The organism is Providencia sp. 21OH12SH02B-Prov (assembly GCF_027362595.1).
GTDB classification, from domain to species: domain Bacteria; phylum Pseudomonadota; class Gammaproteobacteria; order Enterobacterales; family Enterobacteriaceae; genus Providencia; species Providencia zhejiangensis.
This window is the reverse complement of sequence record NZ_CP114796.1, coordinates 1,724,787-1,741,201: the sequence shown is the minus strand read 5'-3', so window position 1 is coordinate 1,741,201 and position 16,415 is coordinate 1,724,787. Positions and strand designations below refer to the sequence as shown.

The 16,415-nt window shown below is 37.4% G+C and carries 13 protein-coding genes; 5 read left to right on the top strand and 8 right to left on the bottom strand.

The genetic code is table 11. The features are described 5' to 3' along the window. Positions 1 to 68: 68 nt before the first annotated feature. The gene (locus O7C57_RS08360; RefSeq protein WP_154624807.1) at positions 69 to 671 is read right to left on the bottom strand and encodes a DJ-1/PfpI family protein; all 603 of its coding nucleotides are present in this window, start codon (positions 669 to 671) and stop codon (positions 69 to 71) included. A 293-nt stretch (positions 672 to 964) separates the two neighbouring features. Next, positions 965 to 1,471, bottom strand: coding sequence for an AAA family ATPase (locus O7C57_RS08355; protein ID WP_163861055.1), 507 nt, complete (start codon positions 1,469 to 1,471; stop codon positions 965 to 967). A gap of 921 nt (positions 1,472 to 2,392) precedes the next feature. On the opposite strand from O7C57_RS08355, the gene O7C57_RS08350 reads away from it, so the two are divergent. The 4 genes from O7C57_RS08350 to O7C57_RS08335 all read left to right on the top strand — a co-directional run bounded on the left by O7C57_RS08350 (position 2,393) and on the right by O7C57_RS08335 (position 7,910). Beyond that, positions 2,393 to 3,574, top strand: coding sequence for a YjgN family protein (locus O7C57_RS08350; RefSeq protein ID WP_269723898.1), 1,182 nt, complete (start codon positions 2,393 to 2,395; stop codon positions 3,572 to 3,574). Beyond that, positions 3,571 to 4,611 (top strand): M48 family metallopeptidase, encoded by a 1,041-nt coding sequence (locus O7C57_RS08345; protein WP_251463961.1) that lies wholly within the window; start codon positions 3,571 to 3,573, stop codon positions 4,609 to 4,611. The genes O7C57_RS08350 and O7C57_RS08345 overlap by 4 nt, the downstream gene beginning before the upstream one ends. Before the next feature lie 852 nt (positions 4,612 to 5,463). Next, a complete protein-coding gene (locus tag O7C57_RS08340) occupies positions 5,464 to 6,129 on the top strand; it encodes a hypothetical protein (protein ID WP_154635757.1) in 666 nt (221 codons plus the stop codon). A gap of 467 nt (positions 6,130 to 6,596) precedes the next feature. Next, entirely contained in the window at positions 6,597 to 7,910 is a 1,314-nt protein-coding gene (locus O7C57_RS08335; protein WP_247047616.1) for an NAD(P)/FAD-dependent oxidoreductase, read from the top strand. 126 nt (positions 7,911 to 8,036) lie between these two features. On the opposite strand, the gene O7C57_RS08330 is transcribed toward O7C57_RS08335, so the two are convergent. The 4 genes from O7C57_RS08330 to O7C57_RS08315 all read right to left on the bottom strand — a co-directional run bounded on the left by O7C57_RS08330 (position 8,037) and on the right by O7C57_RS08315 (position 12,807). Next, the gene (locus O7C57_RS08330) at positions 8,037 to 8,756 is read right to left on the bottom strand and encodes a hypothetical protein (RefSeq protein ID WP_269723897.1); all 720 of its coding nucleotides are present in this window, start codon (positions 8,754 to 8,756) and stop codon (positions 8,037 to 8,039) included. A 298-nt stretch (positions 8,757 to 9,054) separates the two neighbouring features. Next, on the bottom strand, positions 9,055 to 9,585 hold the full coding sequence (locus O7C57_RS08325) for an MltR family transcriptional regulator (protein WP_154621775.1): 531 nt from the start codon (positions 9,583 to 9,585) through the stop codon (positions 9,055 to 9,057). Positions 9,586 to 9,689: 104 nt separating this feature from the next. Beyond that, complete coding sequence (locus O7C57_RS08320; protein WP_154621776.1) at positions 9,690 to 10,841, bottom strand: mannitol-1-phosphate 5-dehydrogenase; 1,152 nt, start codon at positions 10,839 to 10,841, stop codon at positions 9,690 to 9,692. A 10-nt stretch (positions 10,842 to 10,851) separates the two neighbouring features. Further along, positions 10,852 to 12,807, bottom strand: coding sequence for a PTS mannitol transporter subunit IICBA (locus O7C57_RS08315; RefSeq protein WP_154621777.1), 1,956 nt, complete (start codon positions 12,805 to 12,807; stop codon positions 10,852 to 10,854). A gap of 597 nt (positions 12,808 to 13,404) precedes the next feature. Between O7C57_RS08315 and O7C57_RS08310 the strand changes: the two genes are divergently transcribed. After that, positions 13,405 to 14,649 (top strand): SLC13 family permease, encoded by a 1,245-nt coding sequence (locus O7C57_RS08310; protein WP_269723896.1) that lies wholly within the window; start codon positions 13,405 to 13,407, stop codon positions 14,647 to 14,649. Between the two features lie 43 nt (positions 14,650 to 14,692). Here O7C57_RS08310 and O7C57_RS08305 read toward each other — a convergent pair whose 3' ends face one another. Both O7C57_RS08305 and O7C57_RS08300 read right to left on the bottom strand, forming a co-directional pair. Then, on the bottom strand, positions 14,693 to 15,487 hold the full coding sequence (locus tag O7C57_RS08305; protein ID WP_269723895.1) for a MoaF C-terminal domain-containing protein: 795 nt from the start codon (positions 15,485 to 15,487) through the stop codon (positions 14,693 to 14,695). Between the two features lie 9 nt (positions 15,488 to 15,496). Beyond that, entirely contained in the window at positions 15,497 to 16,276 is a 780-nt protein-coding gene (locus tag O7C57_RS08300) for an SDR family NAD(P)-dependent oxidoreductase (protein ID WP_269723894.1), read from the bottom strand. Between the last annotated feature and the right edge of the window lie 139 nt (positions 16,277 to 16,415).

Below are 16,415 nucleotides of genomic sequence, written 5' to 3'. Positions count from 1 at the left end.
CCAACTTTTTGGGGCAAATCAAATGCGACCTATTCTATATTTTAAATACTCACAAACGTAAAATGACACTATATTTTGGCTTCTGCGATCGCATCTACAATCATTTTTTCATATAACTCGTGTTGGTTTGCGGGGAGTATCTGGCGATGCATTTCTCGGCGTTTATTACTATCAAAAAGCTTTTCTGCAATCCATCCCGTTAAATATAATGCCGATAAACAACCACCAGCAGTACCAATATTACCACGAATAACAAGAGGCTTATCTTCAACATCTGCCCCCATGCTTATCAATGCATTTTTTGCATCTGGGTGTGTCGTCGCTTGGGTATTATCCAATAGGCCAAGTTGATGCAAAATAAAGGAACCTGCACAAATAGAACCAATAATTTGTCGCTGACTATCAAGCTTAAAAGATCGCATAAAATCTTCATCTGCAAGGGCATTAGGAATACCTTGCTGGCCACTACTAAATAAAACAACATCAGCTTGATTTGCTAATGAGACATGTCCATCCGTGTCGACTTTTTGCCCAAGCGTCGAGGTGTGATAAGGCTTGGTTCCCAAAACACTGACATTCCAGTCCTCACGACAACGACCAAAAATATCCCGCATCAAAAAATAATCAATATCCGTAAACTCATCGAAAATAACAATCGCGACATTAAACATTCTGACCTCTTACTCAATAATTACCTATTTCCATAATAATATTTTATGTCGCAAAAAAAAGTAGATGCTAAACGTAGAGCATTTTTGGATACGCTGATATTCATTTCCTTTTTATGACGAATATTCAGAATAACCAAGCATGTGCTCTAGACTCGCATAACGCATCCTAATTCACACTGTACACTAATACATACGTTATGTGATTATACGGAAATACTGAAGAGTTGAGCTTGTAAGGAGCACTTAAAGGTTACTATTTGCAACATAGGAAATGACATTACTCCCCTTTCATACTATGCAGTTTCAATGAAATGTTTGTTGATTGCCAGTGAGCACTGGTTGATATCATTCACTTCAACCACTTTTTGAAGTAGTGATTGATTTGAATTAAAAAAGATATCTAGCTTGTTATCAAATTTCTTTGCAAAACGAAGTAATTCAATTGTGTTTAGCAACGTTTCCTTAGGTTTTTGTCTTGCGATTCTTGCTAATAGAAACCGCTTTATTATTCTGAACGCACATACCCTATATGGGGTCTTTAATCTGATAATCAAAGAACACTCTTCAAAGAATGGAGTCATTCGCCGGTCATAAGCCCCTTCAACTATCCAACCTCCTTGAGATTTTATGTCAGAAATCAGTGAATTCATCACTTCCTGAGTATTCTTAATGTATTCTCCGTTGCTTTTATCCCAGTACACATCATCATACGCATATGCGGGTGTATTAAATTTAATTGATAATTTTTTAGCTAATGTTGTTTTACCTGCACCGGAAATACCAATAATACAAACCTTCACTAAAACCTCACTAACTCATAGTAAATCACAAAACAACAAAGCCTATCTAAGGGCTCGTTATATCCATTTAACTAAAAAGATATAAATTACCTTACAACGTTCGGATGTTTCTTGCTGCTAACTGAATTGACATTTTGAATGGTGAATAAAATTAACCATAATTAATATCTTCTAGTCTAAATAACCTATATCTATTTTTCATGATTCATTAGCTAAGTAACATCAATACAACTCTTCTATCTCTATAAGAGATATCCTTTGTATCTGGTCGCTACTGTACAACCTCTTATTCTATTTCCTTAGATAAATGGAGAGTGACAAGTATCCATATTAAACCAACATAATCGATAAATCAAAAATGCTATTATCGCCAAATATAAAAGAAATACTTATAGTATCGGTACCCTCTATATCTAAAAAGAACACATTCTATTTCATGACAAAACTCATCAAATCCAGATGTGTTTCACATAAAGTATGAGCAATACCGTGTATTCACTCAAAATAGGATAATTCTTGAATTCACTATTTTACCCTATTAATGTCAATAAAATAACCATAAATTATCCTTTTATGAAGATAACCCTCCACATGATGATTTATTTATATTGAGTTTCACTTAATAATAATTTAGATTAAGTCACAAAATTTGTGATTGGTAAAATTGGGAATTTACACCTTTAACGAATAAACTGTTGAGTCATATTTAGCTTACTGTGTTTTATACTGAAAATTCATTACCACTATTATTTTCATCTAAATATACATCACTATGCGTTATATCTCATTAGTTTCAACCTAATTGTCTGCGTGTAAGTTACTTTTTACTCCTCAAGCGTGCTATAAATAAAACATAAATAGAGTGATCTTTATGGAAAATGTAACAAAAACCTTTTGGATATTGATATTGAAAAGGAAGATATGCGTAGTCAAGTCCATCATGTTAAATTTCATGGTGATAATACTGAGTATTTCTTTATATGGATAGTGAATGTTTTATTGACGATACTCACTCTAGGTATCTATTCAGCGTGGGCCACCGTCAGAACCCGACGCTACTTCTTAGGTAACACTGAGATTAATGGCTCACGCCTTGAATATCATGCCTCACCTGTAAGCATTCTAATATCTAGGATTATTATATTTTTCTGTTTTGCATTATATTTAGTCGTTAACTATATTTACCTACCAATAGCATATGTTATTCTGTTTTTGTTTTGCTTGATGCTACCTTACTTTATTATTCGCTCATGCCGTTTCCATGCCATTATGACAAGCTATAGAAATGTAAGATTTAATTTTCTCGGTAGCTATAAAAAAGGGTATTGGCACTTTTTCATTCTTCCACTCTTACTTTTATTAGTTGGCGCGGGTGTTTCTTTCTTGATAGGAAATATTATAAGTTTAATCATTATATTTAATTCATCGAATAGCTATGACCATTTAAATTATAGTAAATATTTAATCGGCACATACGTTACTTTATTTTTAATCGTTATCTCTATATATGTAGTTTCCGCAATAAGAACAAAACAATTGTATGAGTATTTTGCCAATAACTTTTACTTTGGAAAATCCGCATTTAAGCTACAAATGAATTATCGAGCAGTTGCTAAAATTTATAGTATCGCGTTTTTAATACTGCTCCCTTTCATCATCTTAAGCGGGTTTAGCATCATCTCTATAGCAGAGGCCATTGCAATATACAAAAACAGCGCCAGCGAATCGGAAATGCCTATTTTCATGTTTTTATTCATATATCTGTACTTTTACGTGGGGTTGTTACTCTCTTATAGTTACATTCACCTCATGATGAGACGTGAGTTTTTCAATAAATTAGAGTTCAGTAACGAGCTAAAATTTAGCTCATCCATAACCTATTTTTCTTATCTTATTCTACTGTTCTCTAATAGTCTTATTATTATATTTACGCTAGGGCTAGCGACACCGATTGCTCAAATTCGCTATGCACGATATTTCGCCATAAATACTAAAATTACAGGTGATATGTCTCTAGAGAATGAACTCGCTCATGATGAGACTGATGCCAATTCTTTTCATGATGAAACGCTTGATTCCTTCGACTTTGGATTATCGTTGTGAACATAGCGGGTGAATATACTTATAATAAAAAGGCACTGAAACACAGTGCCTTTATTGAGTTAGATAATGATAAGCATCAAATCATCCTTCATGTAAACGATGAAGTTAAAACATATTCATATCAAGATATTCGTTTATCAGAGCCGCTAGGATCACTACCAGACTCTATCTATTTTTCTGATGGTGGATGCTTTATCTGTGAAAAAGAGCAAAAGTTACGTAACAAGCTTGTTTTGAAAAAAAGCAAGCTCCATTTTGGTGTTATTCACTTTTTAGAACGCTATAAAATGGCTAGCCTTTATTTACTCGCCTGTATTATTCCTATGGTATATCTCTTTTTCCAATTCTTTCTGCCATCAATGGCATCGGTTATTGCTAAAGAGACGCCTGTTCAAATTCAAAAGGACCTTGGTCAAGAAACACTTGTCCTGTTAGATAAAAGTGTACTTGAACCAAGTAAATTGCCATTAAAAAAGCAGCGAGAACTTAAAGCCCTATTTGACAGAATTACGCCTAAAGAATTTAATCACTATCAGTTAAAGCCACAGCTTATTTTTAGAGACTATCCGAAACAAGCCAACGCCTTAACATTAACTGACGGTACAATTATTATTACTGATGAGCTAGTTAACTTAATTGAAAATGAAAATGAACTCGTTTCCGTTTTATTGCATGAAATGGGGCACCATTATCATCATCACATAATGAACTCTTTAGTGAATTCGTCATCGTTAAAATTTTTCAGCATGTGGATACTGCGTAAATCATCGGGAATTGAAGAGATATTGTTAAATTCAGGTAATCAATTAATGGCATTGAACTACTCTCGAGATATGGAATTAGAAGCTGACCAATTTGCCATTGAGCATATGTTAAAACAAGAACGGCCATTAGAGATGATGGAGTCAATATTTATAAAGTTGGCTAACATATCACCTGAAATGAATAGTAAGTTATTAAGTACCCATCCTCTATGGAAAGAGCGCTTAAATATGATAAATGCGTCTAAAACCAATAATGAGAGTGAAAAACACTAATAACCTCCCTTGATTAATCACTAAATAGAGAATTCCCACTAAGATAGGGATTCTCTATTGCCCTATTGGCAAAGAAACCAGCAGATACCTGATGATTAATGGAAGATTTATACATTCGCTAGAGACAGTATTTATGAAAATACTATGCCTCGTTTTATGACTCTGTGACCACACGAGTACTCTCTGTTTTCTGTGAAATTAAGTTTTCTTCTCTATCAAAAAGTAAATTTATGTTATATCTATGAGCTTTAAATCTTATTTATCCTCATAATTATGCTATTAGTCTCCATCATATATCATCGTTAGCACAAGATGCTATTATGCAAGATTAGATGAAATACGTATCCGTGCCATTTAATCAAAACAAAAATCGTTGGTTAAATGGAATCTTGACTTACTCCCCGATACTCGGCTTTAAATCAAAATACGAGTGAAGATTGATTTGCATTTAGTAGCCTCGCCGACTTGTCATGATTGAATAAGCTGCCGCCTACAGTGCCAATCATCGTTGCCCTATTGTGTAGGCTTTTAGCTGCTGTATGGATAGTATGAGTTCTTTACAACATGATCATCCATAAAGCGATGTTTTATGTTTAAGACCCTAACGCGACTTAAACTGGCTAAAGCCATAATAAAAATACTGCGGTGCGACCTATTCTATATTTTAAATACTCACAATTACATTTAGACACTTTTTAAATATCAATAAGTCATTGATAGTTAATTAAATAGTCATGATTATGGCCAATGATATGAAATTACTTTTATAGAACATTTTTATATTTAATTGATTTTTCCTTAATTGTATAACATGATGTAATTAAATAATATTTCTCTCATTGGACTATGAAAATGTCTTTTTTAGAATCATCATTTAAATACATTACAGACAGTAAGAATATAAAATTAATAGTGATTGTAGCAATTTTAAGTTGCGTAGGGTCATACTTTGCTATCGATGAACTGATTATTAAAGAGAAAGTTTCCCGTATCGAAGAGTTAAATAAAGATAAAAATCATTTGGCTAGTCAATTAAAAGACATTCAAAATCGCTTAGAAAAACAAATCGATAGCGAAGACTCTAGGTTAGAAAAAAACGTAGCTAATGTTAAAGCTTTATATAATGAAGTCATTACAGATTTAAACCGAAAGAATAATCAATTAATGCAAGAGAGGGATACTCTTATTTCACAGTTAGCACAAAATGCACATACTACGCAATTAGAAATCAATAAAAGAAATAATGAAAACATTCTTGCGCTCAGACAGACACTAAATTCCGTTGAAAAAAATATCCATACCCTTTATCTGACTCATTCTAGATTAAGCTCAGAATATGGATATTCACAGAAAGAGTGCGAAAAAAGAGGGAGTGATTTTTACGGTAATATTTGTGAGCAATCATCTAAGTATAAAGCTGAATTAGACTCACTGGGAGAACAAATTAAATCTCAAGAGCAACGTCGAAAGTTTATTCAAGAAGAAATATTATCTATTCAACGAGGGGCAATAAATTAGTCAATAACGATAATATATCATATTAAAAATTATTATAGCTTTATTTCCAGATGAAATATAACCTATCAGGGAATAAAGTTTATTTTAATTTAACTGATAATAAATAATTTTAGTTATCAAAATATGACTTACCGGCTACTGGGTAGAGAATGTCTGATAATGCAGGTGTCATCTACTTGCCTATTATCATTGGATGAAATATCGAGTTATAACCAGTTGTTCGTTGTTGATACACGATCGATGTGACACGTTCGTCATAGATACCATTCATTAAAGCGATACGATTTTCTTTGCTTACAGATTATCCTAATAGCGCCTTTGCCTTATTTCAAGTTGAGTTTTCTTCACTATCAAAAAATCAGATTTACGCTATAGTCATGATCTTTCGGTGTTATTTAATCTTTTGATTATGATTTAAACACGTCCATATCAGCTATATCAATATCAGATACTATTAGGCAAAATCGATGAAATACGCTTCAGTGCCATTTAATCAAAATAAAAATGGTTGGTTAAAAGAAGGTTTAGTGATCAATACCTACCCTACTCTAAATAACGATACTGATGCAGATTGGGTCGTTGTTGGTTCAGGCTATGCAGGTCTCTCTTTTGCTAGAAGGCTCGCGCAAAATAACCCGAGCCTAAATATTATTCTGATTGATTCAGCAACCGCGGTTGACAGCTCATCGGCAAGGAACTCCGGATTTATTATTGGATTGCCTCATAATATTGGTAGCTCGACTGCTGAATTAAAAAAGGCACAATTTTATCGTTCATTACTTGAAGAAGGTATAAATCAACTCACGGCATTAATAGCGCAATTTAATATCGAGTGTGATTGGGAAAATGTAGGCAAATATCACTGCCAAGTCGATACCAAAAACCAACGTGTGTTGCAGGAATATGTTGAGAACCTTAATCTTATGCATGAGTCTTATCAACTCTTAGATAAAGACGCTCTGTATCAAAAGCTCGGTACGCATTTTTACAATAAAGGCATTTATACGCCTAATTCAATTTTGGTCAATCCTGCCAGCCTCGTGGTCGGCCTAGCAAATAGCCTTCCGGAAAATATCACCGTTTATAATAATACCCCTGTCATGGCGGTTCACACAGCGAAAGTACATACGATTTTTACGCCCTACGGTAATATTCGGACGCCCAATATCATGCTAGCTACCAATGCACTTTCTCGCGAATTGAGACCTATAGCGAATTACCAAGCCGCTATGGCAACGTTTGCAAGCATTAGTGCGCCACTGACCCTTGAGCAGAGACAGAGATTACCTGCAATGAATAGTTGGGGATTAACACCTGTGAATGCTATTGCAGGCGCGACCTTACGTTATACTCAAGATCACCGTTTATTAATTCGTCAACATGTTACCCCTGCTTTAAAAGGCCGTATAACAGCCGAACAAACCTATCAAGTGACGCAACAACACAAGCAGCTCTTTAATAGAATTTATCCGCAATTATCAGATGTACCACTGGTTAATACTTGGTCTGGCACCATTAGTGTCACCCGCAATGGAGCACCTGTTTGGGGGAAATTAATGCATGGGGTTTATAGTGCCGGAGGCTGTAATGGTGCAGGTATATCTAAACAAACGATAGCAGGTACATTACTCGCTGATTATGCTTTAGGCATTGAGCATCCTTTAATTGAAGCCATGAATGCACTTGGTAAGGCAAATTACCTTCCCCCATCCCCCATTTTAGACATTGCAATTAGTACATCTTTAATGAAAGAAAGGTACCTTGGTAGACGTGAAATGTAACAATAATGTCGTTATAAATAATCACATACGCCATACCGTTTATAGAGGCTATTAGGATAGCCTCATAAGATAATCTTATTGGGTTATCTCATAAGCTGAATAATATAAAGTATAGAATTTTTAATTTTATGTATTCAAAAAACCATTAAGATAATCTTTTAATTCATTAACAAGGTTTACTAAGCCATCAGAAGAGCTACCTTTAACCCTATATACATCAAAGCGTTTAATTATTTCCATTAAAGTCTTAATCACCGCTATTATCATAGTAATCAATTCTTTTATTTTTAGAATTAATGATAGTAATTCATTTAATTTTTCTAAAAAATCGTTCAAACGTGAAATTTCTTTGTTAATACGTTCAGTCACTTCATCTAAAAAAGGCAAGAAGTCATTAACGTCCTTTACTTTATCAGTATAAACTGACATGAGTGATGCTTTTTGTAACACTAGGTTATTTAAATTATTTTCAAACCCTCCAATGGATTTTTGTATTTGCGCTTTATAGATTGATTGATGATTTATTTCATCATCAATAGCGATTGCCGAAAAACTGTTTTTTGTCTCTATCTCTAAGTGATTAGCCTTATCACATATCATGTTAATGCTAGCTAATACCGCATCCCCAAGTATCGAGTTTCTCTGTGTTTGTTGGAACATAGGTAGTAAGAGGTTCACATCAATAACGAGTGAGTTTATGACCGTATTCAATCTAAGCATGGCGTCATGGCTATATGCTAACACCTTCGTGGTATAATTTGTTTCTGAATCCGGTAACGTTGAGTTAATCGTGTTAATTTCTTGATAGCGTGTATCAATGTTTATTTTTGTTATTGCCGTTGACATAATAACCTTCTCCTTTAATGATTTAGAATTATGGCTCATTACATTTCCCGAGTATTGATGACCAATAAAAAATGATTCTTATCTAAGGTAGCCTAAGACATTTCTCTATATAAAAGTCATATTAACGCATTAATTCTTATAACGAATAGTATGATTTTTTAACTTATAGATAAGCTAACTCTGGCTTTAAACAGAAAGAGAATATTATCTTTATGGCGAGTTTGTACAGAATAGAAAACATAATAGATTCATCTATTATGATGGTTGTAATAAGAATCACTGAAAAGGTGTTATTGAATTAAAAAACCTCAGTATCTAATATCTGAGAAATTAAAGAGGTCACTGAAAGCACTAATGCTGATTTAACCATCTCTTGATAGCGATATTTTTGTAAGTCAATTAATTGTTGGTCAATTAAATCTTCAGGTAAATTAAACAGCATCATTTCAGGTAAGGGGTCAATGCAATGCAGTGTTTTTATTGGTCCAATAATCTCATCATCAGTAAAAGCCAATGGCAATTGTTCTGTTGAGAGAACTTCATTTAATGCAAGAAAAAGTTCAATATCTTCATATAATTCGCGAGAAATAGCCCCTAAGGCAAATAATAATTTTAAGCGTACAGAGAGTTTCCCTAATGGACCGTTGCCTTCAAGGAGTGGCTCAACAGCATATTTAACCGCATAATCATCTTTGCGAAAAACCTTTAGCATCAGTTGATCAATGGCTTCGGTGATCAGAACAATCACTTCCTGAATAAATGGCCTGATATCTGAATGTTTATTCAGCCTTTCAAGGACTTGATTTTCTGTATACTGTCTATTTTCCATAATGACTCTTTACACCACTTGGTAGCTGAAAATTCAACAACTACCAAGTGATAAGTTGACTACCTTTATAATTTTGAGGCTATAAAAAGAATAAAGCTATCCATTTATTTATTCATGTGCTGGTATTCATGACAAATAGCTTGAACCAACTGTGGGTGATCGACTAACCCACAGAATCGCTTAACAGCTTCATCGACTCCATTTTCGCTAATATATTTAGCCATTTCAACTGCTTGAGGATCAGCTTCACTCCTAAAATGCAAAGCAGCAGCAATACCAATGACTAAATAGTGATTCGCTAATTGGTATTCAAGGGTGCCAAGTAACGGTTTAATTAGCCTATCTTCAGGACTGAGTTTACGCATAGGCTGGCGTCCGACTCGCTCAACATTGTCATGGAGGTAAGGATTAGCGAAACGCTTTAAAATTTTATCTATGTATTGTTGGTGCTTGATAGGATCGAAGCGATAGCGTTGAATTAAGACTTGCCCACTCTCCTGCATGGCTCCTTTCACAATCTCTGCAATCTGCGGATCATTGATCGCATCGTAGACCGTCTGATATCCCTTGAGTTGCCCCAAATACGCTGTAATTGCATGCCCAGTATTTAGAGTAAATAGCTTACGCTCAACGAATGCCAGCAAATTTTCTGTCAGCTCCATTCCCTTGATTTCAGGAATGTCGCCAACAAACTGTGTTTGATCAACGATCCATTCACTAAATGTCTCTACCGTTACATCGAGCGGGTCATCGTTTGCCGCCTCCATAGGAGGTACAATGCGGTCGACAGCAGAATCTACAAAGCCAACATTTTCCTCTACCCATTGATGCATTGAATCGCAAAGATGAGCTAACACATGCTGTTTCAGCTGGCTTGTTCCTCTTACCATGTTTTCACAGGCAATAATATTCAAGGGTTTACTGTTGCCGATTTCCCTTCGTTTCTGTATACCTTTTGCCAATGTTGCTGCAATTTTTTCTAATATTTGAGGCCCGACAGCAGTCGTCACCATATCTGCAATGGCGATATGCTCCACTGTTTTTGGATCCATACTGTTAACCGCATTCACTCGTTGAACTTTTTCAACGATATGTTCTTCACCAACCACATGGACTTGATAGGACTGCTGATGTGCTAATTGGTCAATAAGCTGTTGATTAACATCTGCAAAAATCATTTCTGAATTTGCATCTGCTAATAGTTTGCCGATAAATCCACGTCCAATATTACCTGCACCAAAATGAATGACTTTCATAGCAATCTCCTTAAGCGGCACTTTGTGTTGATAAAATATCGAGAACTTCCTGAACACTCTGAGTTTTGCAGAGTTTTTCAATCATTCCGTCTTCATCAAGTGCAGAGGTAATTTTTGTAATGACTTGGATATGTTCATTATTACGGGCAGCAATTCCTATCACTAAATGGGCAATATCTTCTGGTTCATCACCGAATCGAACACCAGTAGGGTACTGGCAAATAACAATGCCTGTTTTTAATACGCGTGCCTTCGCTTCAATTGTGCCGTGTGGTACCGCGATAGACTCGCCTAAATAGGTTGATGTTAACTTTTCTCTTTCTAGCATCGCCTCCACATATTCAGGTTCAACATATCCCCCTTCAACGAGCTTTTCTCCCGCAAAGCGAATGGCTTGTTCTTTATTCGGTGCGCTTAAATTAAGATGAATATGCTGTGAACTGAGAGTAAACAATGCTTCTTCTTGCTCTTCTGGATCATAATGTTCATCGTTTGCCGCGATTAGCGTTTGTTTAATCAAGCGACTGTCATTCGCGGCGTGTGGGCTTTTTTCAGCAATAAGACGCGTGATGAGGTCATTATACGTTTGGCTATCTAAAAAATTTGTCAGTGAGATATGAAGTGCATGAGGCGCATAGTTTTTTGCTCGTGCAGTTAAATCTCTATGTGTCACAACAATATCTACATCGGCAGGGAGATCATTAATTGCCATATTGGTCACTGCAATTTCATTTAGCCCAGCATCACGCACTTTCTTCGCTAAGACTCCGGCACCCATCGCACTGGACCCCATTCCTGCATCACAGGCAACGATAATTTTGCGAACCTGACTCAAATTTGCTGTCTGGTTTGCTACAGCCTTGTCACTTTTTCCACTTGAAGATTTCGATTGCGCTTTCATTTCACGCATTTTTTGCGTTGCGTTACCAAGCTCATCTTCATCCCCTAAACGCGTTCGTTTTAATAAAATAGCCGACACTAAAAATGAAACTAATGTGGCACTCGTGACCGATAAAATCACACCGATTAATGATGATTTCGGCGTCATCAGCAATACGGCAAAAATAGAGCCTGGAGATGCTGGTGAAACAAGCCCCGCATGAAAGATGCTCATCACAAATACGCCCGTCATTCCACCAAGAATAACAGCAATAATTAATCTCGGATTCATCAACACATAGGGGAAATAGATTTCATGTATTCCGCCAAAAAAATGGATAATCGCGGCACCGGGCGCTGATTGTTTCGCATTGCCTTTACCAAAAAACATATAAGCCAGCAGTACGCCTAAACCTGGACCTGGGTTTGCTTCAATTAAAAAGAAGATGGATGCCCCTGTTTCTGTGGCTTGCTGTATCCCTAAAGGAGAAAAAATACCATGGTTAATCGCGTTGTTGAGAAATAAGATTTTGGCTGGTTCGACAAATATTGAGGTCAACGGTAATAGATTATGGGCCACCATCACATTGACCCCAGCGGAAAGTATTTTGGATAAACCTTCCACTAAAGGACCAATCGCAAGGTATGCAAGAATGGCGAGCAGCATCCCGATAATGCCTGATGAAAAATTATTCACCAACATCTCAAAACCTGTTTTGACTTTGCCTTCAATCCAGCGGTCAAAACGACGGATTGCAAATCCTCCTAATGGACCGGCTATCATCGCTCCCATAAACATTGGCATATCCGCCCCTACGATAACCCCCATAGTGGTGATCGCCCCAACAATGCCGCCACGTTCGCCACCCACTAAGCGACCGCCAGTATAACCAATGAGTAAGGGAAGAAGATACGTGATCATCGGGCCGACAAGTTGCGCCAACGTGTCATTTGGCCACCAGCCCGTTGGAATGAAGAGCGCGGTAATCAACCCCCACGCGATAAAGGCACCAATATTAGGCATAACCATGTTACTCAGGAAGCGCCCAAAATTCTGTACCTTTAATTTGACATTTGATGTTACCATAATAGAACCCCGTGGTACGAAAATGATACGGTTATAACGTTATCGCCAAATAACGTTTGTGATTTTTGAACAGTTTCACTCTAGCATGACCGCTATCGGATGCGTACCACGCGGGCTTTTTGTGATTGATATCACTATTCCCCCCTCACTCCCCCTATGTTTTTAGTGATCAAACTCTCAATAACGGCATGTAGCAAAACTACATTGCGTGTTTTTTGTTCACCAAACCAATTTAACGTGATTTTTATCACATTTTTTACGGCGATGTTTTTTGTTAAATAGTGATTAAAATCACAAAATATTTTTAGGTTGCCTACTTTTTAACTCAGTAAAATTCACCATTTGGTCTATTGTTACTGTTATTCAATATTTTTGTAATAAACTTTCATCTCGTCGCATATCGCTCTCGTTTGATGCGCTTTTCTTTTTTGAAGTGAGGAAATTCAATTTCTCAACATCTCGCCCCTATTTCATCTCATTAAAATCATCATTAAATGACCTGTTGCAACTTATTATTATTTAAAGGTTATTCTACTTGCTTCATTGATTCTTCACCGCTAAATTAGCCGTAATTTTACTAATAAGAGTGAATAGGTTATGAGCCTCACGATCATTATTTTTCTGCTAGTCTATGTTGCGATGGGGTTTGGTAAGTTGCCCGGTTTTAAAGTCGATAGAACAGGAGCTGCGGTTATTGGTGCTTTGGCCATGATGGCTGTAGGGAGTATTACGCCACCACATGCATGGAATGCTATCGATTATCGTACTATTGGGATGTTATTTGGCTTGATGGTCGTTTCCGCATCTTTTGTCGTATCCGGATTCTATAGCTGGACGGCGAACCGCGTTGCGATGCTAAACGTCAGTGCTCCAGTACTACTTGCTGTATTAATTGCCGTTGGCGGACTACTCTCCGCCTTACTCACAAATGATGTCGTTGTTGTCGCCATGACACCTTTGTTAGTCTCAATTACCTTATCTCGTGGATTAAACCCAATTCCCTTTCTGTTAGGATTTTGTTTTGCCGCTAACAATGGTGCTTCAGGTTCATTAATTGGCAGCCCCCAAAACATGATTGCGGCACAAGGGTTAGATATTTCCTTTATTGGTTTATTACAAGCTTCGGCGATCCCAGCTTTGCTATCATTACCTATTACATGGGCTATTTTAGTTTTTCTCTATCGTAATCGTTGGTATCTCGCTAAAACGGCGACAACGCCCTCGGCCCCTACTGCACCAACTGACTCCGCGACAAAACTTGATGTATGGGAAACCACCAAAGCCGGTATTATCACATTCATTGTGATCATCGCTTTCGTTATCAGTGATATACCAAGAGAACTTATTGCCTTAACGGCTGCGGGCTTTTTACTTTTAAACCGTTCGATAGCCTCAAGTGATATGTTGAAACTCGTTGATGGTAATTTACTATTACTGATTATGGGGCTATTTGTTGTCAATGCCGCCTTTGCATCGACTGGCTTACCACAACAAATGTTAAATGACTTGCGCAGTAATGGCGTTGAATTAAACAACCCTATTGTTCTATTTTTGGTCACGGGAGTATTAAGTACTATTGTCGGGAATAACCCCGCCGTGATGTTACTTGTCCCTTTCCTATCCACAAGTGGCAATGCCGATTCATTAGGTGCAGCCTTAGTCTTAGGCTCTGGGTTCTCAAGTAATTTATTTGTATTTGGAAGTCTTGCCGGCATTATTGTCGTTGAGCAAGCTGCCGCTTACGGCGTCAAAATCTCATTTTCAGAATTTGCCAAGTCGGGGGGCATCGTTGCGCTGCTGTGTATGCTTTTAGCGGCCGCATGGATAGTGTTAGTCCTTTAAAAAAAAGCCACTCGCTGTTTACGGCGGGTGGCCTATAGAATACTTATTTAGGGTAGTGAGTTTTATTTAAAATGGTAGCATGTGCCCCAACGGGGAATAGGCTAACTGAACTAAATGCCTGATCTTGATACCCCATAATTCCGCCATCCGTTCTCATACCTTGTAAATCAATGAGAATAATACCGAGCGTTGGGATAATCTTTTCGCGCCAAATGAATAAATATAAATTGTCGGATACCTTTATATAATGGCAGCGATCAACATCCGCCAATCCTTTTTCTACGCCATCTAAACAATGCCACGCATAAAATTGTTCATTTAAATAAACATGTTCATAACGCTCTTTAGGGTTATAGGTATACATATTACGCATACCAATCAACTCTGAAGTATAAGCAGGTAGTGGATGTTGAGTATTACTCAGACTACCAAAATGAATATCGACATCAACGCCTGTCAAGGGTTGATTTTGTTCGACTTTTGTAAAAGCTGACATACGGATATCTTGTTCAGTGGGAAGCGTGCCCCGCACTAATACGCAATTATCCTCTGCTTCATTAATAATGATCGTAATACTTGTACGCCAATCTTCTGGTGAAATAAAATTAATAAAATAAATGCCTTCACGAATTGAGGTGATACGACAATCACGCACCACACCTTGCCATTCTATTTGTTGCTCGGTTGGAAAAGAGATTATTTCCTGAGCTGCTGTCTCGGCAAACGTTAATTGGAATGTTTTACCTGTTAGTTGATTATTGGTATCTAATATATAGCTATCAGGTGCAAATCCATCAGATAATGCGCCAACTTGGATAAATGCCACTTCTTCAATCATAATAACTCCTTAGGTAAAAGCCAGTGTAGGTAGGTCAACAACAGCCGCCCCACCGTCGATAACGAGTGCTGCACCGGTAATCATAGAAGCATCCGCAGAGCACAAGAATCGACACGCTAATGCAACTTCATGTGCGCTAGCAGGACGCTGTAAGGGAACATCTCGGCATACATACTGGTAGGCTTCATCCAACGTGAATTGATGTTGTTCCATCAAAGGTTGCATCTCTTCGTCTGCCATTGGTGTTCTTACCCAGCCCGGACAAATTGCATTTGCTCTAACGCCTTGACGACCATAATCACGTGCGACAGAGCGCATTAGCCCAATTAACGCATGCTTTGCTGTCACATACCCACAGGCCTCTGGTCCTGCGGCTAAAGAGGCAAGCGAACCAACAAAAAGGACATTACCGCGACGCTGTATCAACGATGGTAAGCAGCCACGAACACTGGCAAAAGCACTGTCGAGATTCGCTTTCATCCCTTGGTGCCATTGTTGGTCATTCATATCTTCCACTCGGCCTAGCCCCATTCCGCCCGCATTACAAATCAAAACATCGATAGCATCTGTATGCTGTTTGATTTGCTGTAAGATGGTTTCATTCCATGAGTCTCCAGTCGACACATCGGCGACGATGGCAATCGCTCCGGTGCGAGCAGCAACGGCTTGTAACGGTTCTGGACGTCGTCCAACAATCAATACGTTATCACCTTGCTCTGCAAACACCTGCGCGCATGCGGCACCAATTCCAGTTCCCCCACCGGTAATGATTACGGTTCTTGAATTCATCCAACCCCCACCAGCATTTGTTAAAATAAAGTTAATTCGAGTATTAATATAGATAGAAATAACTTTGCTTGACTATCGACCTAAGGGACGATATGCGCTGAAGTGCAAGATAGATAATGACTTTTGTGAATATTAAGAG

Coding starts and splice junctions, on each gene's coding strand:
- O7C57_RS08350 (WP_269723898.1), top strand. CDS start 2,393: ATGCGTAGTCAAGTCCATCATGTTAAATTTCATGGTGATAATACTGAG.
- O7C57_RS08305 (WP_269723895.1), bottom strand. CDS start 15,487: ATGATTGAAGAAGTGGCATTTATCCAAGTTGGCGCATTATCTGATGGA.
- O7C57_RS08310 (WP_269723896.1), top strand. CDS start 13,405: ATGAGCCTCACGATCATTATTTTTCTGCTAGTCTATGTTGCGATGGGG.
- O7C57_RS08340 (WP_154635757.1), top strand. CDS start 5,464: ATGTCTTTTTTAGAATCATCATTTAAATACATTACAGACAGTAAGAAT.
- O7C57_RS08320 (WP_154621776.1), bottom strand. CDS start 10,841: ATGAAAGTCATTCATTTTGGTGCAGGTAATATTGGACGTGGATTTATC.
- O7C57_RS08330 (WP_269723897.1), bottom strand. CDS start 8,756: ATGTCAACGGCAATAACAAAAATAAACATTGATACACGCTATCAAGAA.
- O7C57_RS08335 (WP_247047616.1), top strand. CDS start 6,597: ATGAAATACGCTTCAGTGCCATTTAATCAAAATAAAAATGGTTGGTTA.
- O7C57_RS08315 (WP_154621777.1), bottom strand. CDS start 12,807: ATGGTAACATCAAATGTCAAATTAAAGGTACAGAATTTTGGGCGCTTC.
- O7C57_RS08300 (WP_269723894.1), bottom strand. CDS start 16,276: ATGAATTCAAGAACCGTAATCATTACCGGTGGGGGAACTGGAATTGGT.
- O7C57_RS08360 (WP_154624807.1), bottom strand. CDS start 671: ATGTTTAATGTCGCGATTGTTATTTTCGATGAGTTTACGGATATTGAT.
- O7C57_RS08325 (WP_154621775.1), bottom strand. CDS start 9,585: ATGGAAAATAGACAGTATACAGAAAATCAAGTCCTTGAAAGGCTGAAT.